This window comes from Streptomyces fildesensis, assembly GCF_016107395.1.
GTDB classification, from domain to species: Bacteria; Actinomycetota; Actinomycetes; order Streptomycetales; family Streptomycetaceae; genus Actinacidiphila; species Actinacidiphila fildesensis.
This window is the reverse complement of the sequence record NZ_JAAIKO010000006.1, coordinates 195,719-216,658: the sequence shown is the minus strand read 5'-3', so window position 1 is coordinate 216,658 and position 20,940 is coordinate 195,719. Positions and strand designations below refer to the sequence as shown.

Here is a 20,940-nt window from a genome sequence, read left to right as displayed (position 1 = left end):
CTACTTCTTCCCGCTGTGGTGCGGCATGGCACCGTTCGCGTTGTTCTGGGTGTGCTGCAGCCGGGCGGCCCCGTCGAGAACGGTCTGGGCACTGGATTCGACGGCGGTGCCGTAGCCGGTGACCGCGTCCGCGAGTGCGCGTCCCGACTGGTCGTACTTCTCGCGGAACGCGGCGCCGATCTCATCGGTGCCCGCGTAGGAGGACCAGCCCTGGACACCCTGCGTGAAGTCTTTGATCATCTCGTGGACATAGGCGGACACATCGCTCGTCGTGACGGCCCCCGCCTTCATGCCGTGGGTCGAGGCGTTCAGGGCGCTCATCGTTCGTCCTTCCGGTCGGTGGGGAAAGGGGCTGCCGGGGCGGCGGGTTCGTCGTCCTCGGTGATCTCGTCGGAGAGTGCGGTGCGTGCGGGACCACTGCCCGAAGGGGGCCGGACGGGCGGGGTGGTCATCCCCTCCGCCCGCAGCGGTGCGAACAACTGCTCCCAGTCCAGGCCGCCGCCTCCAGCACCGCCACCACCGAGCTGCTTCCCACTCAACGGCTGGAAGGCCTCCAGCACCTGCTGGGCCACCTGCGCGCGGGCGTCACCGATCGTCTGCATGAGCACGGCCGCCAGTTCGGCGGACGGCATGGTGCGGTACTTCGTGTTCAGGAAGCGCAGTCCCGTGATACCGCCCTGTGCGTCCACGGTGACCTCCACCGTCCGGTCCTTGCTGGTGGAGGTGACCGCTGCGCTCTGGAACTCGCGTTGCAGCTCCATGATCTGGGCGCGGCGCTCCTCGAACTCGGCGAGCGACTTGTTGATGCTCTCCTCCATGGAACTGCCCACGGTGGTTCCTCCTGACTGCGGGTGCGGTGGGGTGCGGTTTGTGCGGTGCGGGGTACGGGAGGTGCGTGGGTCAGCGTCCGATGACGGCCGGTGCGCCGCCTTCGTCGGTGCCCCAGACGTCCTCGTCCGCCGCCAGCCAGGTGACGCGTTCCCGTTCGTCGCTCTGGGTTCCGGCACCGGGGGCGCCGCCACCGCCACCGCCCGGCGGCATCATCGGCATTCCGGATCCGGAGGTGGTCGCCGGACGGGCTCCGGCCTTGAGGGCGGCGGCCTCCTCGGCCGCCGCCAGTGCCGAGCCGGACGCACGCGTCGACGTGGTGCGGACCGCCGGCCCGCCGGCGGTCTCGCCCGGCGCGCCGGCCGGCCGCGATGACAGTCCGCTGCCGCCTCCCAGGCCGGGCGGCGGATGCGAAGAGCCCAGCGGGATCGGCGTGTTCAACGGTCCGCTGCGGTGCATGGAGTCCTGCAGCAGTCTGGTGGCGTTCGACGGTGTGGTGGTCACCCGGCCGTCGGGAGCCGTGGTGTAGGTGCTGCCGTCCCGATAGGTGGTGGTCACCGTGCCGTCCGCCAGCTTCTTGGTGACCGTCCCGTCGGAATAGGTCGTCGTGGTCGACCCGTCGTTGCCGTGGCGCACGGTGGGACCGCCCGGGTTGCCGGCCGAACCGTCGTCGGTGGCCCCGAGGTGAGTCGTGGTGCTGTGGCCCGACGGGTCCTTGGTCGTCAGCGTGCCGTCCTGGGCGAGGACAGTGCTGCTGCCGTCCTTGTGGTGCGTGGTGACCCTGCCGTCCTGGCCCACCTCGGCCGTGCTGCCGTCGGCATAGCGGATCGTCGAGGTGCCGTGCTGCAGATCGGAGACGGTCCTGGTGCCGTCCGGGTCCGTCGTGGTGACGATGCCCTTCGGGTCGATGGTGGTCTTCGTCCCGTTGATGTGCGTCGAGGTCGTGCTGCCGTCGGCGTTGTAGGTCGTGGTGCCGCCGTCCGGGTTGTGGACCACGGTTCCGGGTGGCGGGCGGGTGACCGTGCTGTGGCCGGACGCGTCGGTGGTGACGAGCTTCCCGTCCTTGGTATGGGTGGTGCTGCTGCCGTCCTGGTAGTGCGTGCTGGACGTGCCGTCCTTGGTGATGGTGGTGCGGGTGCCGTCCGGGTAGGTGACGGTCTCACTGCCGTCCTTGTGCAGCACCGTGGTGGCACCGTCCGGGTTGACGGTCGTGGTGGTGCCGTCCTTGGCGATCGTGGTGGTGGTGCCGTCGGGGAACTTCGTGCTGCGGGAGCCGTCCGCCGGGTTGTACGTGGTCTGGCTGCCGTCCGGGTTCCGTACCGTCCGCGGACCGCCGCCGCCCGGATTGAGGGGGTTGCGCGGGTCGGAGCCGGGAGGGATGTGCGACTGCGCCGGCGGGGGCGGGAGCAGCACGTTGGGACCCCCTGCATGGGTCTGCCCGTTCCGCTCCGTCGTGATCTGACTGCCGTCCGGCTTGCGGACGGTCACGCTGCCGTCCGGGTTGTGTGTCGTGGTGCTGCCGTCGGGGTTACGGGTGGAGGTACTGCCGTCCGGGTTCTTGATGGTCTGACCGGGACCGCCGGGCGGCTTGATGTGCGAGGTCACCTGATTCGGCGGAATGTGGCCGCCCTTACCGCCTGGATCGTCCTTGTCGCCCGCCCCGCCGGACCCGTCCTTGTCCTTGGTGTCGTTGCCGTCCGGGTCCTTCTTGTCGTCGAGAGTCCCCTTCGTCACGTCGTCGGCGAGGTCCTGGGTCAGCGTGTGGATCACGCCCGGATTGAATCCGCCGCCCGTGACGGAGCTGCCGTCGCTGATGTCGTTCCAGGCATCGTTGAGCGCGGACAGAGCGATGACCACCTGGGCGTCGAGCTGCGCCTTGATGTTCAGTTTCCAGCGATTGACCGCCTCGTCCGCAATGGCCTTCCAGGTGGCCATGTCACTGAGCTTTCCCCATGTCGTCGTGGACTTGAACGTGCTCTCGCCCGTAGTGACGAACGTGCCGTACTGGATCTTCCCGGTGTTGTTCGCATTGACCCAGTCGACAATTTCGTTCAACAGAACAGTGGTGGTGTTGGTGGGCAGGTAGTGGGCACCCGATGTGCCCGCCGTCCCGTCCGGCAGCGTGGAAGCCACTGTCGCCTTGTCGGCTTTGATCCACTTGTCCCATGCGGTCTGGAGGGTCTCCACACAGGTGTGCAGGGCGATCTGCGCCCGGATCAGCCCGTCCCCCTGCAGCGTGAGGCTTGAGTACGAGGGGTCGGTGACCGAATGGTTGGTGGTGGTCCAGCCGGTCGGCTCCAACTGCTTCTGGTAGCTCTGATAAGCCGTGTCGAGTTCGTCGATCAGATGGGCGAACATTCCTGCGGCATTTCCCCGCCAGGCCGATTCCGGCTCACCCAGGCTCTTGGACCAGGCCGCGAGAGTGTCCGCGTGCTTCCTGAAGAACTCTCCCGCCCGGTCGAAAGCCCTGGCCGTCTTCTCGAAGCTCGTCAGATCGACGGCCGCGGTGTCGTCCACGATGTAGTCGAGGCCGACGGAGAATCCCTTGGTGGTGTACGGAGCGCTCTTGAGCTTGGCCAGTGCGTTTCCGTACCCCCAGTCGTAGACCCCCGCTATGCCACCGTTGCTGAAGTCCTGGCCGCGGGTCGCCCCGCTGAACGGAAAGTCGACCGTGATGTATTTGTAGGTGGGTTCGAGGAGAGTCACACTCCACGCCCCGTCCGGTTCGTCGCAGTACTTCAGCGTCAAGGTGTGGGAGGTCGACGGCGAACTCTTGGAAATGTTCACCTTGAGCCACGGGATCTCGCTGCTTCCGGGTATCTTCCCGACCTCCTCCCGGGTGGGTCCGACGAAGCCGGTGACCAACGCGACCGCCCCCTCCCAGGTGTGGGGGTCGGCGGGTGTTTTCTCTGCCATGACGGTGCGTCTCCAGAAGCAATGCGGAACAGGGCGGAAGGACCGGGCCGGTGGTGTTCTACGGCTTGGTCACCGGCGGCGGTACGGTCGGCGGGACCGTCGGCGGCTGGCCCTTGGGCACGAGGTCCAGGTCCACGTCCTTCATGCCTTCCAGGAATTTCTGGCCGTCGATGGAATCGAGGTTGTCGCCCTGGGCTTTCAGGTATTTGTCGATCGTCGCCAGGAGGTCCTTGTTGATGTCCCTGAAGAGCTTCTCGTGCGACGTCATGACATCGCCGACGGACTTCGCCACCGCCACGGTGTTCGCGATCAGCGCATGGCCGACGATGCCCCCGCCGTCGTTTCCCATGTACCCGATGTTCAGGGGCGGGGAGAGATGAACCGCCTTGGTGTCGGCCAGCCGCTCGGCCACGTGAGGCATGGACGCGATGCCGTCGCTGGTGTCGTCCTGGATCGCCTTCAGATCATTGGCGAACGGCATCAGGTGGTCCTGGAGGAAGGTTTTCAGGGACGCCCCGTCGAAGTGCGTCAGGTTTACGGCCTCTGCCACGACTTGCTCCTGCTGGTTGTCCGGACCCCGCTGACAGGGTGGGGGAAGGGGGGAGTCGGGTGCGGCGCCGGCTGTCGCCACGGGGGCGGGCGGCGGCCGGCGCCGCGGCTATGGGGGACCGGCGTCAGCCGATCTTCACGGAACTCCACATCTGCTGCAGGCTGTTCTCGGTGTACTTGTAGCTGTCCGAGATCTGGCCGAGCAGACCGGCGTGCGAGGTGAGCATCTGCTCCAGTGCCTTGACCGCGTTGTCCCACGCCTGCTGCTTGCCGGTGTAGGTCTCGGCGTCGGTACCGGACCAGCTGGCCTTCAGGGTGCTGAGTTCCTGGTCGAGACTGGCGATGGTCGCCGCGATGGCCTTGGTCTGCTGGACCATGTCGTCGGCGGAGTTGTTCATGGAGCTGTAGTCGACGTGGATGAAGCCGTCGCTCGTGTTGCCGGCCATACGGGGTCTCTCCTCGGTGAGCGTGCCCGCGGTTCGCGGGCACCGTGCTGGGGGAACGATTCGTCAGGAACCTGATTCGGCCGGGGTCAGCCCTGGCCGACCGGAGTCGGGCGATCAGCCCGTGATGGCCTTGAAGGCGGCCTCGGACCGGCTGAACGCCGAGTCGATGTCCTGGTTCGTGGACCCCTGCTGCTCGTTGTGCTTGGCCATGGTCTGGTTGAGCGTGTCGACCATGCTGTCGAGGTTCCGCAGGATCACGTCCACCTGCTCGTCCCAGGCGGTGAGCAGCTTCTGGAAGCCGCCGCCGTCGGAGCCCTGGTAGCCCGAACCGAGCGTGTGCTGCGTGGAGTTGACGTCGTTGCGGATCCGCATGATGCCGCTGAAGGCCTGCTCCAGCGCCGCGATACCGCTGCGGGTCGACGCGACGGACGACTTCTGCCCGTTCATGATGTTCTCTTCCGCCATGGAGGAGTCCTTCCCTGAGTCGGCACCGCTCTGACGGGCGGTGCTGAGGTCTGAGGTCTGGCGCTGCACATCTGACATGCGGAGTCGCGATGATCAAACATGTGACCGGGGAGAGTGCCGCAGGAACCGTCCGGTTCCACCGTGGCGCAATATATCCGGCCGAACTTCGACAACGTCTGATATCTGCCGTTCGTCAACTTCCCTTCCACCGGGCGTTGGTGCCGCGGCTCGGGTCCTGTACCGGGTCAGCCCCGGCACCCGGTGGAGAGAGGCGGAGCCGTCACCGTTCGCGCGGCGACAGCCGGATCCAGCGTCGGTCCGGTGGGGAGCATGGCCAGCAACCGGGACGGCACCCCCTGAGCGGCGGTCCCGTCGTAGCCCAGTGCCTTGGCCGTGGCCTTCGACGCCAACCGGTACTTCACTCCGGTGTCCGTGACCAGGTACGCGGTGGATCCGATGCTGCCGCCGCCCGCGCCCAGCGCCTGGACGAGTGCTCCTCCCCCGGCGGACACCGACACCTGGTCCACCGGCAGGCAGGCCGGCGCGGTACCCAGTCCGGTGGGCACAGCGACCGTGGTGACCGCGGCCCGCGCATCCGGCACGACGGTGAGCCCGACACGGGGATTGGCCCCGTCCGGCAGCACCGTGACGCACAGTCCGTCTCCGTCCGCGGGTGCCAGCAGCCGGGGAGGCACCGCCGGCAGCCCGTCCGAGGCACTCGGAACCGTCGTCCCCCCGGTCGCGGGCGGCACGGCGCCCGCCAACTGGTCGGCGCCCAGCGGCAGGGCCGTGGCCGGCCTTCCCGCGTAGGCGTGTTGTGTGGTCCGCGGGTCACCGAGCACCAGGGCCGCCACCGTCGCGGACACCGGCCGCAGTCCACCCGTGGTCATCAGGTAGTACTGCTCCTGGCCACCGGGCGGACGGACCAGGAAGACCTGCCCGACTCTCGTCGCCGCTCCACCCAGCGAGCGCCCGGAAGTGCCACCGCCGGAGATCTCCGGCGCCGTCAGATCGGGGCCGGCCGGCACACTGTCGAGGAACGCTCCGCTGACCGGGCGGGCAGGAGCGGACGCGTAGCCGAGTGCCTGTGCCGCGCCGTGGGCCGTGTCGAGCCGCAGTCGCTGATTGCGCCACAGGACGTACCGGGCACCGTCCGGAGCGGACACCAGCAGTGCCTGGTCGCCCGGGTCCCGGCCGGCAGCCACCGGGTCGGGACCGGAGCGCGGAGTCCCGATCCTCAGTGAGGTCCGCGCGAGCGGGGTTCCCGACGGGTCCGCGACCGTGGTGGCGCACACGAACCACATGCCCTGATTGAGATCACCGGGCGCGGGCAGTGCTCCCGGCGCGCCGGCGATGCCCATCGGCAGTCCGTGCGGCAGCCCGCTCAGCGACCGGACCGTGACGGTCCGCACCTTGGGCTGCTCGCCGAGAATCAGCCGCACCGAGGCGTAGTCCGTGACGGGCCGCAGGGTGCCTTCGATCAGCAGGTACCGGTTGCCGGTCTCCTTCTCCACGATCAGCGACCGGCCGTCTCCGAACGACTGGCCGCCGCCGGGCGAGAGCATGCCGTACAGCCCGAAGCCCACCGAGAGCAGCAGCGACACCGCGATGCCGACGCCCAGCCCGCGCATGGTGCGGCCCACCGGGCTCTCCGGGGCGTCCGGGTCCGCCCGCAGCATGCCCGAAGTGAGCCTGCCGACGACGAACATGTGCGCCTGTACCTGATCACGCCTGGACTGCATGATGTCCCTCCCCCGTTGTCGTCGAAGCCGTTGTCGTCGGAGCCGTAGTCGCCGGAAGCGCTGCCGTGGAACGCACTGTCACCGGATCAGCTGCCGAGGCCGCGGAGTGCGCCGAACGCGCCGAGCACCCACAGCGCCAGCGGCAGCAGCGCGACGGCGGCGATCGAGTGCAGCAGGTCGGCGATCCGGCCCCAGTACGGCACCAACCGCCGGCCGGGCACGGACCACGAGGCGATCGCCGCGGCGGCCGCCACCGCCAACAGGACGCCCACCAGGACCGGTCGCGTGCCCGGGGAGATCGCGGCCGACGCGACGCAGGCCATCAGCAGCCCGCCGGCCAGTCCTGGCAGCAGCACCGCCAGCCGGGACCACGCACCGCCGATCCCGCGTGCGTGCAGGAGCAGGACCAGGGCCAGCACTCCGGCCGTGATCAGGGCCGGGAGCTTCGGGTGGTCCAGCAGCAGACCCGCAAGGCAGCCGCCGCAGACCAGACCGGCCGCCGCGAACAGGGCCGTCATCCACTCCTCGGCGAGCGCGGCACGCACCACGACCAGTTCGTTGCTGTGCGGATCGATGCCCTGCTGCAACTCCTCGGCATTGGTCGGCAGCGCCGGCAGTCGCAGTCCGGAGAGCCGCGCGGACAGCGCCGGCACCAACGCGCCGAACACCAGGGCCAGTACGGCCGTCATGCTCGCCGCATGGGACGCGGGAACCTCCATCAGCAGCATCAGCGAACCCCACGCCACCCCCGCCAGGGCCACCAGAGCCGGTGCCGTCAGCAGGGGCACATACGCGGCCACTGCCGCCACCGCCAGTACGGCGCCACCCGCTCCGGCGGCGGAACCGGCCAGCAGCTGGGCTCCCAGCAGCTCTCCCACCGGCGCCTTCGCCGCGCCGCCGGACGGCAACAAGGCACCGGCCAGGGCCAGATACGGCGCCGCCATCAGGCCGATCGCCGCACCCGCGGCGGAGTCTCCCACCGCCCGGCTCGCCGTTGCGGCGCCGGCCAGCACGACGATTCCGGCCACCGCCGCCACCGCGGCACGCAGTTGCCGGTCGCCGCCGGGCAGCGCGAGCGCCAGCAGACCCGCCGCCAGCACCGCCATCACCACAGCGCGGAGCACCACCCGGCTGCACCGCGCGTCCCAGGCGTTCCCACGGGCCCGCATCGTCGTGGCGACACCGTCGACGAGGTCGTCGAAATGTACCTCGGGCAACTGCTCGGCGCGAGGCCGCAAGTAGAGCACTTCGCCGTCGCGAAGTCCCAGCGACTGTGTGGTGCTCTCCTCGTCCAGCGGCTCGCCGCCCAGCTTCTGGAGTACCCAGCCGCTGTGTTCGAGGCCACTCTCCGCCAAGTCGTCGCCACCGTAGGAGACGAGGGCAGGCAGCAGGTCGGCGATCGGGACCGCGACGGGTACTGCCAGGTCAACGACCCTTTCTGGGGTGCGGACCGTCAGCCGGCACAGGCCGGCCACCGTGGATTCAGTCATGGGAGCGCCACACTTCGATGAGGGGTTGTTCCGAGGATGAGGAGGCACGTTACCGCTGTGGCGTTGCCTCACGATCACCTGACGATCGGACAGCATCATGACAGAGCGGTGATTCGAGACCCTAGCTCGCCATCGGGCGCACTCCTGACGTACGGTCTCCCTGAGCCGTGATCGGGAAGGGGTTCCCCGGATCGGCTCAGCCAGACCAGCCCGTCGTTCGCAGTCCGCCGCCACGCCATGGGAAAACCCGTGACGCGGAGATCCCTGGACGATCGATCGTCGTGCGAAACCAGTACGCAGATGGCTTCGCCCCGCGCGTGAGCGCCTTGGCAGGACAGAGCCCCGATCCGTAGGAGTCTTCCCCTTTGAGCACGGTTCTGTTCCGGCGGCCTGCCCGGCGCCGGGGTCCCGACATGCCCCAGGGCGAGCTGAGTCTGCAGGAGCCGCCGACGCTCCCGGAGGCCCAGCCGAACTCCTCGGCGATGTGGATGTACCTGCCGATGGGACTCACTTCGGTCGCGATGCTGCTGATGTTCGTCCGCCCCGGCGAGGCCACCGTCATGAGCTACATGGCGATCGGCCTGATGCTGCTCTCCTCCGTCGCCATGGTCGTCGGCCAGTTGGTGCGCACCTCCGGAGACCGCAAGCGCCGGCTGCGCGGCGAGCGCCGCGACTACCTGCGGTACCTGGCCCAGACCCGGCGCCGGGTCCGGCGCACCATCGGTGAACAGCAACTCGCCCTGGCCTGGCGCCATCCCGAGCCGGCCGGACTGTGGGCCCTGGTCCGCACCACCCGGCTCTGGGAGCGCCGGCCCACCGACGAGGACTTCGCCGAGATCCGGGTCGCGGTCGGCGACCAGCGGTTGTCCGTCCGGCTGGCACCGATGTCCACCAAGCCGGTCGAGGACCTGGAACCGCTGTCCGCGCACGCACTGCGCAGCTTCATCCGGGCCTACGGCACCGTGCCCGACCAGCCCATCGCGCTGTATCTGCGGGCCTGGTCACGGGTACTGCTGCGCGGTGACGAGGCGCAGAGCCGGGCCCTGGTCCGCGCGATGCTCGCCCAACTCGCCGTCTTCCACTCGCCCGAGGATCTGTGGATCGCGCTGTGCGTCAGTGACGAACGGCGCGCCGAGTGGGACTGGGTGAAGTGGCTGCCGCACACCCAGCACCCGGGCGAGCAGGACGGCGCGGGCCCCGCCCGGTTGGTGGGTGCCACCCTCGGCGAGTTGGAGGACCGGCTCGGCGCGGACTTCACCGCCAGATCGCCCTTCGACCCGGAGGCCATGCCCGGCAGGGAGGAGCCGTACACCGTCCTGATCGTCGACGGCGGCAAGGTTCCCGGCGGGCACCGTGCGGACGGCCCCGGCTACCGCAACACCGTGGTCATCGACCTGTCCGGCGAACTGTCCTGGAAGCCCGGCCGCACCACCCTGCGGCTCCAGGTGGACGACGGGACGGTGGGGCTGGTCCGCACGGACCGCGAACGCAAGGAACAGACCACCGACCTGGGCCGCCCCGACGCGCTGGGACCGGTCGGCGCCCGTGGCCTCGCCGCCCTGATCTCCCCGTACCGCGTGGGCATCAACACCGATGCCGGCGAGCCGATGGCCGCGGACACCGAACTCACCGCCCTGCTCGGCATCCCCGATCTGCGGCGGCACGTACCGGCCACCTTGTGGCAGCGCCGCGCCGAGGGTCCCGACCGGCTCAAGGTGCCCATCGCGATCGGCGAGGACGGCACCGCGGTGGAGCTGGACATCAAGGAGTCGGCGCTCGGCGGCATGGGACCGCACGGCATGCTCATCGGCGCCACCGGATCCGGCAAGAGCGAACTGCTGCGCACGCTGGTGCTGGGCCTGGCCCTCACCCACTCCTCGGAGACACTCAACTTCGTCCTGGTCGACTTCAAGGGCGGCGCCACCTTCCTCGGACTCGACAGCCTGCCGCACACCTCAGCGGTCATCACCAACCTCGCGGACGAGAGCGCGCTGGTCGGCCGTATGCAGGACGCCCTGCACGGTGAACTGATGCGTCGGCAGGAGCTGCTCCGCAAGGCCGGGAACTACACCTCGGTTCTGGAGTACGAGAAGGCCCGCGCCGCCGGGACACCGCTCGCCCCGCTTCCCTCGCTGTTCGTCGTCGTCGACGAGTTCAGCGAACTGCTCGCCGCACACCGGGAGTTCATCGAACTGTTCGTCATGATCGGACGGCTCGGGCGCAGCCTCGGCGTACACCTGCTGCTCGCCTCCCAGCGCCTGGACGAGGGGCGCATGCACCAACTCGAGAGCCATCTGTCCTACCGGATCGGACTGCGCACCTTCTCCGCGATGGAGAGCCGCGGCGTTCTGGGCGTCCCCGACGCCTATCACCTGCCGCCGCAGCCCGGCAGCGGCTACCTCAAGAGCGGAGTCGAAGCCCTCACCCGCTTCCGGGCCGCCTACGTGTCAGGACCGCACCGCGGCAGCAGGGCCGGTGCCATTCCACCGTCACGGGTCGCCGGCCAGATCGTGCCCTGGACCACCTCCTGGACGGTCCCCCGCGATCTTCCCTCGACGCCCGACCCGGACCCGGATCCCGTCGGACCGGAACCCGACAACGGGGAGACGCTGCTCTCCGTCGCACTGGAGCGGCTCGCCGACGCCGGACCGGCGGCCCACCAGGTGTGGCTGCCGCCGCTGGGTCTGCCACCCACCCTCGACCAGGTGCTTCCGCCGCTGGAGCCCGACGCCGCACACGGACTGACCGTCTCCGATCCCCAGGTACGGGCCCGGTTGGTGGTCCCTGTCGGCATCGTCGACAAGCCCTTCGAGCAGCAGCGCGAACTGTTCACCGTGGACCTGTCGGGAGCCGGCGGCCATGTCGGTATCGCGGGCGGTCCGCAGAGCGGCAAGAGCACCCTGCTGCGCACCCTGATCTCGGCTCTCGCCCTCACCCATAGTCCGCGCGAAGTGCAGTTCTACTGCCTGGACTTCGGCGGCGGCACCCTAGCGGGGCTCACCGGCCTGCCGCACATCGGCGGCGTCGCGGGCCGGATGGACACCGAGCGGATCGGCCGCACCGTCTCGGAGGTCACCTCACTGCTGAACCAGCGCGAGCTGTTCTTCGCCGAGCGCGGGATCGACTCGATGGCCACCTACCGCCGGCGGCGCGCGGCCGGGGAGTTCCCCGAGGAGCCGTTCGGCGATGTCTTCCTGGTGATCGACGGCTGGTCCACGTTGCGCAACGACTTCAACGACCTGGTCTCCGTGGTCAACGGGGTCATCGGCCGTGGCCTCAACTACGGCGTGCACGTGGTGATCACCACCGCCCGCTGGGCCGAACTCTCCCCCGCCGTCCGCGACCAGACGGGTACCCGCCTCGAACTGCGGATGGGCGACCCCATGGAGTCCGGCATCGACATCCGCAAGGCCGCCGCGGTTCCGCGGGTACCCGGCCGGGGGCTGACGCCCGACAAGCTCCACTTCCTCGGTGCGCTTCCGCGCATCGACGGTATCGAGGATCCCGAGGACCTCTCCGAGGGCGTGGCCGCGTTCGTCGAGGCGGTCGCCGAGAGCTGGGATGCCCCGCCGGCCCCGCGGGTCCGGATGCTGCCGACCTCACTCAGCGCCACCGAAATGCCCGCACCCGACGGCGATCTGCGGATGGCCATCGGGGTGGACGAGGATCTGCTCGCCCCCGTGTGGCACGACTTCGCGGACAACCCGCACCTGATCGTGGTCGGCGACAACGAGAGCGGCAAGACGTCCGTCCTGCGGCTGGTCGCCAAGGCGATCACCGACCGCTACACCCCGGCCGAGGCCAAGGTCCTGGTGGTCGACTACCGCCGCGGTCTGATCGACGCCGTTCCCGAGGAGTACCGGCTGGGACACGCGGTCTCCGCCGACCCGCTGCGTGACCTCATCGACGGCACCGGCCGGGCGATGACCACCCGGCTGCCCGGCGAGGACATCACCCCCGCCCGGATGCGGTTGCGCGACTGGTGGACCGGGCCTCGTATCTTCGTCCTGGTCGACGACTACGACATGATCGGTTCCACCGCCATGCGCAGCCCGTTCGACGCGATCCTGGAGCATCTGCCGCTCGGCTTCGAGGTCGGACTGCATGTGATCGTCGCCCGCTCGGCGGCCGGCGCGGGCCGCGGCCTCAACGACGCCCTGCTGCGCCGCATGCAGGAGGTCAACACACCCGCCCTGCTGATGTCCTGCCCGGCCGCCGAGGGATATCTGTTCGGCAACGTCAAGCCGCGCACCCTGCCGCCGGGCCGGGCGCTGCGGATCGCCCGCCGCAGGACGACGATGGTCCAACTGGCGCTCCCGGACGCTCCGCAGGAGCCGGCGACCGCACCGTAGGAATCCCGGGACGCCCGGCCGCCGCTCCGGCGGCCGGGCGTCCCGGTGTATGTGCTCAGGCTCCGAAGGTACCCGGCCGCCAGCGGCGGGCACGGCCCCGGGGAACCACGGTCATCAGCACCACGGAAAGCACCAGTACACCGGCCGCACCGCCCGCGACGAGCAGCGCGGTGTGCCGCGCACCGCCGCCCACGACCGCGGCAGGCACCGCTACCGTGCGCGGCCCGACCGCTCGCTCGGGGCGCGCGCTCGGCGGCTGCACCGCCGAGACCGCGGCGTACACATCCAGCGCGGGCTGCGCTCCGGGGTACGCCGTCGCCAGCAGCCGGTCCCGTACCCCGGCCCCGGTCAGCTCCGGGTGGTACGAACGGACCAGCGCCGCCGCCCCGCCCACCACGGCTGCCGCTTCCGCGCTGCCGGACGCCGTCCAATGGCCGCCGCCGCGCGGTCCCACGCTCACCATTCCGTCGCCCGGCGCCGACAGATCGGCCCGCTCCGGCACCGGCGCATTCTGCGGCCTGACGCCCTCCGGGCCCGTGTCGACCACCGAGAGGACCCCGGGCAGCGCCGCCGGATACGCCGGGGCCGGTGCGGCGTCCGGTGACGAGGTCTCCGGCGCGGCGGGGGCCACCACCAGGGCGTCCTTGTCCACCGCGTGCCGCACGGCGGCCCGCAGTGCCGGGGTCTCCTTCGACAGCGCCGTTCCGACCACGATGACCTTGGCGCCCGCGTCGGCGGCCGAGGTGATACCGGCGGCCAGCCGGCCGGCGTCCGGCTCCCCGCGATCACCCGTACCGCGCACCGCGAGGATCCGGGAGCGCGGCGCGATCCCGGAGAATCCCTGGCCCGCGCTCGGCCGCGCGGCGATCAGACCGGCCAGGAACGTACCGTGGCCGACGCAGTCCGTACCGGCGTCCCCCAGCGCGGACACCTGTCCGGTGAGGGTGGGCGCGGTGCCGGACACACCGGTGCCGACCACCGCGACCGTCACTCCAGCGCCTTGGCCGAGCTTCCACACATGGGTGAGATCGAGGCTCTGCTGCGCCCAGGGAACCGCGCGGGCCACCGTCGACGAGGCAGCTGTGCACGGCTTGTCCCGGTCCACCGCCGTCGGGACGGGCGGGAGGTCGATCCCGTCCGCGGACGCCACGGACGGTACGGCGGCGACGGTCAGCAGGACCGCACCGGCGGCCGCGGCCGGCCAGCGGCGCTGCGCGAAGGGGCGCGGACGGGCGGGGACGGTGGCATTCACGCAGTGTTCCTCGGGGTCGCGCCGGTTGGCCGGTTCCGTCCGGCCGCCGTTCGTACTCATCCGCCGACTCCGTGCCGGGCACCGGCCGGCGGAATGTCCTTCACCAGCAGCATGCGCAGATCCTCGACATCGGGCTCCGCCAGCGCGGCCACCCGGCCCGCCTGACGGGTCATCATCGCCTCGACCGTCTGCCGCGCCAGCCGGGCGTTGCCGAACGATCTGCCCCTGGGCGCCGCGTCGAAGAGTTCGGTCAGCACGGCCGCGGTTCCCGGAGCGCACTCGTACCCGTTGGCCAGCGCGTGGTCGCGGACGATGGTGACCAGTTCCTCCGACGTGTAGTTCTCGAACTCCACATGCCGGGTGAACCGCGACGCCAGACCGGGGTTGGACGCCAGGAAGCGGTCCATCTCCTCGGTGTAGCCGGCCGCGATCACCACCACCTCGTCCCGGTGGTCCTCCATCAGCTTCAGCAGGGTCTCCACCGCTTCCTGCCCGAAGTCCGAGCCGCTCCCCGCTTCCGGGGTGAGCGCGTAGGCCTCGTCGATGAACAGGACACCGCCGCGCGCCCGGTCGAACGCCTCCCGGGTCAGCTGCGCGGTGTGCCCGATGTAGCGGCCGACCAGGTCCGCCCGGGACACCTCGATCAACTGGCCCTGCGGCAGTACCCCGAGCGAGGCCAGCAGCTCCCCGTAGAGCCGGGCGGTCGTGGTCTTGCCGGTGCCGGGCGGCCCGGCGAACACCAGATGGTTGCTGATCCGGGGACCCGGCAGCCCGGCCTCGGTCCGGCGCTTCGTCGTCGCCAGCAGATTGACCAGGTCCGTCACTTCGCGCTTGACCGCGGCCAGACCCACCATCGCCTGGAGCCTGTCCAGCGGTCCGGGCCCGGCGGTTCCGGCGGTGTCGTCCTCCGTGGAGACCCCGACGTCCTCGGCCACCAGGAGCGTCAGGTCGCGCTCGTTGGCGTCCGGCAGTTCCGCGAGCCGGAACGCCTGCCGGTCGACCATCTCCTCGAAGGTCTTGCGCGCGGTCCGGCCGTTGCCGAACAGCGCGTCCCGCGGGATCCGGTCGAAACACACCACGAGCGCCTCACGGGCGGACGGATCCAGTTCGTAGCGGTGCGCGGTGCACATGCTGTCGACGATGGTGACCAGTTCGTCGGTCGTGTAGTCGACGAACTCGATGCTGCGGGTGAACCGCGAGGCGAGTCCCGGGTTGGACGCCAGGAACGACTCCATGTCGGGGCCGTAGCCCGCGGCCACCACCACAACGTCGTCGCGGTGGTCCTCCATGAGTTTGACCAGGCTGTCGATCGCCTCCTGGCCGAAGTCGGCGCCCGAACCCTTCCCGTCCGAGAGCAGGGTGTACGCCTCGTCGATGAACAGCACACCGCCCAGCGCCCGGGTGAACGCCTCAGTGGTCTTGATCGCGGTGCCGCCGATGACCTGCGCCACCAGATCCGCCCGCGACACCTCCACCAGATGACCGGAGCGCAGAACGCCCAGCTGCGCCAGGATGCTGCCGTACAACCGGGCGACCGTGGTCTTGCCCGTGCCGGGCGGTCCCGCGAACACCAGATGACGGCTCATGGGCGGCAGCGGCAGACCCAGGCTCGCCCGGCGCTGCGCGAGCCGGTTCAGATTGATCAGTGTCAGCACCTGCTGCTTGACGCCGGCCAGGCCGATCAGCGCCTCCAGTTCGCCGATCGGACCCTCGGTCGCGCGCCCGGGAACCGGCGCGGGTGCCGTCCCGGCGGGCAGCCGGCCACCGCCCGCCTCCCGCGCGGCCTCGGGGGTGCCCCAGATGTCGGGAACTCCGTTGCCCGAACTGTCGAGTTCCGCCACGACCAGCCGTTCGCCGGCCACCGTCTGCCGCAGTCCGCTGTCCCGGTTCTCCCGTACGGAGCAGGCGGTGATCGTCACCGGCCCGGTGCTCTGCACCCTGATCCCGTCACCGTCGCTCGTCGACACCTCGCATGCGGTGAACGAGGCGCGGCCGCCGGCCGCGACCAGCACTCCGTGGGTTCCGGACCTCTCCACCCGGACGCGGGTCGCCGCGACCTCTCCCCCGTCCTCCACCAGGACGCCCCCGGCCACGGCGCCCTCGACATCGCAGTCGCGCAGCGTGACCGTGCCGGACGACCCCACCGACACCCCGAAACCCTCCGGCGCGCGCACCACGGTGCCGGCCACGCTGAGGGTGCCCTGCACCTCCACCCGGATCGCCGCTCCGCCGGACCGGTCGATGCTGCTGTCCTCCAGCCGGCCGCGGCCGCCGGCCGTGACCTCGACCCCGGGTCCCGCGCCGTCGGATATCCGTACGCGGCGCAGCACCGGAGCGGCGCCGGACCGGACGCGGACGGCCGCTTCCCCGGCTCCCTCGACGTCGAGTCCGTCGAACTCCGCGGCCGACTCCTCTTCCAGGAGCACGCCGACCGCGGCACTGTTCTGTACCCGGATCCCGGTGAACACCGGCGAGGACGGTCCCGCGACCCGGATCGCCGCGCCCTCGGCGGTGTGGAACACACACTCCTCGAACGTGCCACGGGCCCGGTCCGTCACCAGCAGGCCGTGGCCGCGGGTGCGTTCGCTCCGGCAGCGCGTGAGGTGCGGTGCGGTGCCGGCGGTGAGGACGAAGCCGTGGCCGGTGGTTCCGGTGACCGACACGTCCTCCAGGACGCTGCGGCCGCCGGAGGTGATGTAGACGCCGACCACCGCGTCGTGCACCTCGGTCCTGACGACCCGCAGGGCGCTCTCGCCCTCGAGCGCCACCGCGGGTTTCTCGGTTCCCGAGATCCGGCAGTCCTCCACGACGCCCTGCGCCTCGCCGTTGGCGAGTATGCCGTTCCCCCGGGCGTCGCGGAGGACACAGCGGCGTACCGTCGCGCTGCCGCGTTCGGCGATCACCACACCGGAGGTGCCCAGGTTCTCCATGACGCAGGCTTCGAGGTAGCTCTCCGCGCCAGAGGTGATCACCACGGCAGCACCGGTCGAGTTGGAGATCCGGCAGTCGCGCAGTGCCAGCGAGCCGCTCGCACGGCTGAGGATCGCGGTCCAGGCGGAGCCGGTGATGTCGCAGCCGTCCATGGCGAGCTGGCCGCGCGGTGTGTCGGCGACCGGCAGCTCGGCATCGTAGCCGCGCAGTCCGAGGTCGGTCAGCTGGACGGCGTCGGTGAGGAGAGTGAGGGCGGTTCCGTGCCGGGGGGCGATCTCCACCGTGCCGGGACCCTCGGCGGCGAGCAGGGTCACCGAGCAGGTGATGGTGAGCCGTTCCTCGTACTTGCCCGGGAGGATCCGCAGTACGGCTCCGGACCGGGCCCGTTCCAGGGCCTCACCGATGGTGCGGAAGGCATCCGGCCGGTCCGGACCGACGGTGTGTACCTGGCGTGACACGTTGGATCCTCCCCGGCCCTCGTGCCCGGAGGCAGTGCGAGGGCAGGCCGGTGCATGTAGTTGGCGTAGAGACCGTCCATCGGTCGCAGGTTTCCCCCTGCCGTCCCGGCCGGTCGGACGGCCCCCCGGCCGCGACCGTACGCCGGAAGTGCGGCATGTGGCGTTGATCAGCCTATCGTCCCGGCCGCCACGAACCGAGCACCGAACCGGGTCCCGGGCGCGCCCACCCGCGCGGGTGGACACGGTCCGTAATTCGCCAGGCAGTGCCAGGGTCTCGCCAGAAATCCGCATCCCGGAAGGCGTCAGAGGTTCACCGCACTGGCCGCGTCGGCCGCCTTGGGCCTCACCGGCCTCACGGCGGTTGCCGCCCCGGCCCACGCGGTCCCGGCGGGTGCCACGACCGCCTACGTCGCCAACGCCAGCGACAACACGGTGTCGGCGGTCGACACCGCCACCAACACCGTCACCGCCACCATTCCCGTCGGCTTCGGCCCCCAGGGCGTGGCGGCGGCACCGGACGGTGCGCATGTCTACCTACCCAACGTCAGTTCCAACACCGCGTCGGTCATCGACACCGCCACCGACTCCGTCGTCGCCACCACACCGGTGGGCTCCAGCCCGACCGCCGTGGCGGTCACCCCGAACAGCGCCCATGTGTACGTCGCCAACCTCGGCTCCAACACCGCCTCCGTCATCGACACCGCGACCGCCGCGGGCGCCACCACCACCGCGGTCGGCCGCAACCCGATCGGCGTGGCGATCGGTACGACCGTCGCGCCCGTTCCGCCGCCCGTCGTGACCGGGGTCAGCCCCAACACGGGCCCGCCCGCGGGCGGCACCACCGTCACCATCACCGGTACGGCCCTGTCCGACGCCACCGCGGTCACCTTCGGTGCCGGGCACAACGCCACCGCCGTCACCTGCTCGCCGACCTCCTGCACCGCGGTCGCTCCGGCGGGCACGGTCGGCACGGTGGATGTGCGGGTCACCACACCGGCCGGCACCAGTGCCGTCAGTGCCGCCGACCACTTCACCTACGCCGCCGCCGATGTGAGTGTCCCCCTGGTGGCCGGCCCCGCGCCGGGACTGCTCGGCGGGAAGATCAACTACACGCTGACCGTCACCAACCACGGTCCCTCCGCACTGACCTCCGCAGCGGTCACCGCGGCCCTGCCCACGCCGATGACCGCCACCTCCAGTGACTGCGGTGTCAGCGCGGGCCACATCAACTGCACCGTGGGAACGCTGGCCTCCGGCGCCGCCGCCACGCGCCACTTCACCGTCCCCGTGGGCCTGTTGTCGCTCAACCTGCCCTACAGCGTCACCGCGACCCGCACCGCCAGTGCGCCGGTCGACCTGAACTCCGCCAACAACAGCGCCACCCGCACCTGCACCGTCATCACCTCGCTGATCATCAGCTGCTCGTGATCAGTGACGCACGACCCGGCCGGCCGGCCGTTCAGCCGGCCGGGTCGTGCCCCGACCGAACTACGCGGGGGAATCGGCGTGGTGCCGTTGGTAGTGGCGTGCGACGCGGGCGCGGTTGCCGCAGTTCGCCGAGCACCATTCCCGGCGGGGGTGGGCCCGCACGAAATACAGCACGCAGCCGGGAGCCCGGCAGGCCCGCAGCGCTCCCCGGTCCGGTCCGGCGAACAGTTGGACGGCCTGTTCCGCGATCCGCGACAGGGCTGCGGCCGCCGCGGTGGCGTGTGACGGCGCACTGGCTGTGGCGAGGGACGGCGTTCCCCCTTCGGGCCACACCAGCCGCGACCACTCGGGCGCGTAGGCGCAGGCCTGGTTGACCGCCTCCACCGCCGCCGCGAGATCGGGAGCCGCCGAGGCCGCCGCCGGGCGGGGGTCCTCGGTGACGACGGCCGCCAGCCGCCGCAGCGCGTCACGCAGCTGCTGATACCGGTCCAGGAGCGGCGCCGGCAGCGACGGCCCGGAAGCCGCGGCCGGTTCGTCCAGGGCGAGCGCGGGCTCGAAGCGCGGGGCCACGGCTCGCAGCCATCGCGCCAGGTCGTCGGTGTCGGCCAGCGCGTCATGGAGACCGTCCCGGTCGGCCCGGACGGTGTTCATCAGCTCGACCGGCAGCGGCTCACCGAGCAGCGGCGCGCCGGGCTGCGGATCCGAGGTGTCCATGGTCCCGACTGTAAACCTCTTCCTAATGGTTTTCCAAGCCATCAGCCATTTGGAAGGGCGGGTGGCCGGTTGCGGGTCCACTCCTGGTCCCGATTCTGGTCCCGCTCCCGGCCCACTCCTGGTCCGCTTCCGTCACAGGCCGTAGACGCGGGTGGCGGTGCCGGAGAAGACCGCCTCGCGCTCGGCCGGGCCGAGGGAGCCGGTCAGCTCCCGTGCGGTGGCGACGACCTGGGCGTACGAGCCGGCCAGCCGGCAGACCGGCCAGTCCGATCCGAACATCAGCCGGTCCGGGCCGAACGCGTCGAGCACCGTGTCCGCGTACGGTGCGAGACCGGCGGTCGTCCAGGTGTCCCAGTCGGCCTCGGTGATCATCCCGGAGAGTTTGCAGACGGTGTTGGGCAGCGTGGCCAGCTGGCGCACGGTATCGGCCCAGGGTCGGAGTTCGTCGCTCGCGATCGGCGGCTTGCCGAGATGGTCGAGGACGAAGGTGAGCTCGGGCCGCAGCTCGGCGGCCGTGTACGCGGCGGGCAGCTGGTGCGGAAGGATCACCAGCTCGTAGACGAGTTCCGCCGCGGCGACGGCCGCCAGCCCGCGCAGCACGTCCCGGCGCAGCAGCCACCGCGGATCCGGCTCGCTCTGCACCTGGTGCCGGATGCCGACGAGCCGGTCGCCTCCCGGCAGTTCCCGCAGGGCGGCGAGGGTGTCGGCGATGCCCGGGTGGGTCAGGTCGGCCCAGCCCACCACACCGGCGACCAGGTTGTCGCCGTTCACGAGAGCCAGCAGTTCCGGCGTCTCCTCCGGGACGGTGACCGTCTGGACCACGACGGTCGCTTCGACTCCGGCGGCACGCGCCTCGGGCTCCAGGTCCGCCAGGGCGAAGTTCCGGCGCAGCGGGGCCAGCGCGTCACCCGTGATCCAGTCCTGGTCGCGGACCGCCAGGTCCCACAGATGGTGATGGGAATCGACGATGCGCATCCGGGTCACAGCTCCCACACCACGGGCAGCGACGCGTCGGAGCCGCCCGCCGAGTAGTCGTGCGCGATCTCCGTCAGCTCACCCATCCGGGCCTGCCAGGCAACGTTGACCGGGAGCTTGGCCAGTTCGGCGATCATCGCCGCGTAGTCCTCGACCTCCAGGACATGGAAGAGGTCGGTGCCACTGCGCCAGATCGTCCATGAGGTGGCACCGGCCGCGCGGATCGCGGTGACCAGTTCCTCCGGCACCTGCCGGTGCGCGGCCTCGTACTCCTCGATGCGGTCCTCGCGGACCTTCGTGTGCAGCGCGACTCTCATGGCGGGTCTCCCTCCGTGCCTGTTCGTGGTCAGGCCTGATCCTGCTGGGGCCCGTTCCGTGTCTCTTCCCGGCTGTG

General features: G+C 70.8%; 15 protein-coding genes. 2 read left to right on the top strand and 13 right to left on the bottom strand.

What is annotated here, in order from left to right; genetic code table 11:
* From C6N31_RS12690 to eccD, 8 genes are all read right to left on the bottom strand, one after another.
* Positions 1 to 321: a hypothetical protein gene (locus tag C6N31_RS12690; RefSeq protein ID WP_138355673.1), complete on the bottom strand. Its 321-nt coding sequence runs from the start codon at positions 319 to 321 to the stop codon at positions 1 to 3.
* Positions 318 to 830, bottom strand: a complete 513-nt coding sequence (locus tag C6N31_RS12685) for a YbaB/EbfC family nucleoid-associated protein (protein WP_138355671.1) — start codon at positions 828 to 830, stop codon at positions 318 to 320. Before C6N31_RS12685 ends, C6N31_RS12690 begins: the two co-directional genes overlap by 4 nt.
* 70 nt (positions 831 to 900) lie before the next feature.
* Positions 901 to 3,744 (bottom strand): AAWKG family protein, encoded by a 2,844-nt coding sequence (locus C6N31_RS12680; protein ID WP_198357535.1) that lies wholly within the window; start codon positions 3,742 to 3,744, stop codon positions 901 to 903.
* A 58-nt stretch (positions 3,745 to 3,802) separates the two neighbouring features.
* Complete coding sequence (locus C6N31_RS12675) at positions 3,803 to 4,294, bottom strand: type VII secretion system-associated protein (RefSeq protein ID WP_187145147.1); 492 nt, start codon at positions 4,292 to 4,294, stop codon at positions 3,803 to 3,805.
* Between the two features lie 124 nt (positions 4,295 to 4,418).
* Positions 4,419 to 4,739 carry a WXG100 family type VII secretion target gene (locus tag C6N31_RS12670; RefSeq protein WP_138355667.1) on the bottom strand — a complete coding sequence of 107 codons (321 nt, stop codon included), beginning with the start codon at positions 4,737 to 4,739 and terminating at the stop codon, positions 4,419 to 4,421.
* Between the two features lie 114 nt (positions 4,740 to 4,853).
* A complete protein-coding gene (locus C6N31_RS12665; protein WP_232485105.1) occupies positions 4,854 to 5,204 on the bottom strand; it encodes a WXG100 family type VII secretion target in 351 nt (116 codons plus the stop codon).
* A gap of 245 nt (positions 5,205 to 5,449) precedes the next feature.
* A complete protein-coding gene (eccB, locus tag C6N31_RS12660) occupies positions 5,450 to 6,946 on the bottom strand; it encodes a type VII secretion protein EccB (protein ID WP_198357534.1) in 1,497 nt (498 codons plus the stop codon).
* Between the two features lie 86 nt (positions 6,947 to 7,032).
* Complete coding sequence (eccD, locus tag C6N31_RS12655) at positions 7,033 to 8,436, bottom strand: type VII secretion integral membrane protein EccD (protein ID WP_138355664.1); 1,404 nt, start codon at positions 8,434 to 8,436, stop codon at positions 7,033 to 7,035.
* A 365-nt stretch (positions 8,437 to 8,801) separates the two neighbouring features.
* Between eccD and eccCa the strand changes: the two genes are divergently transcribed.
* Positions 8,802 to 12,788 (top strand): type VII secretion protein EccCa, encoded by a 3,987-nt coding sequence (gene eccCa, locus C6N31_RS12650; RefSeq protein WP_198357533.1) that lies wholly within the window; start codon positions 8,802 to 8,804, stop codon positions 12,786 to 12,788.
* 55 nt (positions 12,789 to 12,843) lie between these two features.
* Here eccCa and C6N31_RS12645 read toward each other — a convergent pair whose 3' ends face one another.
* Positions 12,844 to 14,100: a S8 family serine peptidase gene (locus tag C6N31_RS12645; protein ID WP_138355663.1), complete on the bottom strand. Its 1,257-nt coding sequence runs from the start codon at positions 14,098 to 14,100 to the stop codon at positions 12,844 to 12,846.
* Positions 14,097 to 17,429 (bottom strand): right-handed parallel beta-helix repeat-containing protein, encoded by a 3,333-nt coding sequence (locus C6N31_RS12640; protein WP_269288321.1) that lies wholly within the window; start codon positions 17,427 to 17,429, stop codon positions 14,097 to 14,099. The genes C6N31_RS12645 and C6N31_RS12640 overlap by 4 nt, the downstream gene beginning before the upstream one ends.
* A 336-nt stretch (positions 17,430 to 17,765) precedes the next feature.
* Here C6N31_RS12640 and C6N31_RS12635 point away from each other — a divergent pair, with 336 nt between their 5' ends.
* Complete coding sequence (locus tag C6N31_RS12635) at positions 17,766 to 18,857, top strand: IPT/TIG domain-containing protein (protein WP_232485104.1); 1,092 nt, start codon at positions 17,766 to 17,768, stop codon at positions 18,855 to 18,857.
* Between the two features lie 60 nt (positions 18,858 to 18,917).
* Here C6N31_RS12635 and C6N31_RS12630 read toward each other — a convergent pair whose 3' ends face one another.
* The 3 genes from C6N31_RS12630 to C6N31_RS12620 all read right to left on the bottom strand — a co-directional run bounded on the left by C6N31_RS12630 (position 18,918) and on the right by C6N31_RS12620 (position 20,863).
* Positions 18,918 to 19,571 (bottom strand): CGNR zinc finger domain-containing protein, encoded by a 654-nt coding sequence (locus tag C6N31_RS12630; protein WP_198357531.1) that lies wholly within the window; start codon positions 19,569 to 19,571, stop codon positions 18,918 to 18,920.
* A gap of 132 nt (positions 19,572 to 19,703) precedes the next feature.
* Positions 19,704 to 20,546, bottom strand: coding sequence for an amidohydrolase family protein (locus C6N31_RS12625; protein ID WP_138355659.1), 843 nt, complete (start codon positions 20,544 to 20,546; stop codon positions 19,704 to 19,706).
* A 5-nt stretch (positions 20,547 to 20,551) separates the two neighbouring features.
* Positions 20,552 to 20,863 carry an L-rhamnose mutarotase gene (locus C6N31_RS12620; protein ID WP_138355658.1) on the bottom strand — a complete coding sequence of 104 codons (312 nt, stop codon included), beginning with the start codon at positions 20,861 to 20,863 and terminating at the stop codon, positions 20,552 to 20,554.
* Positions 20,864 to 20,940 lie beyond the last annotated feature (77 nt).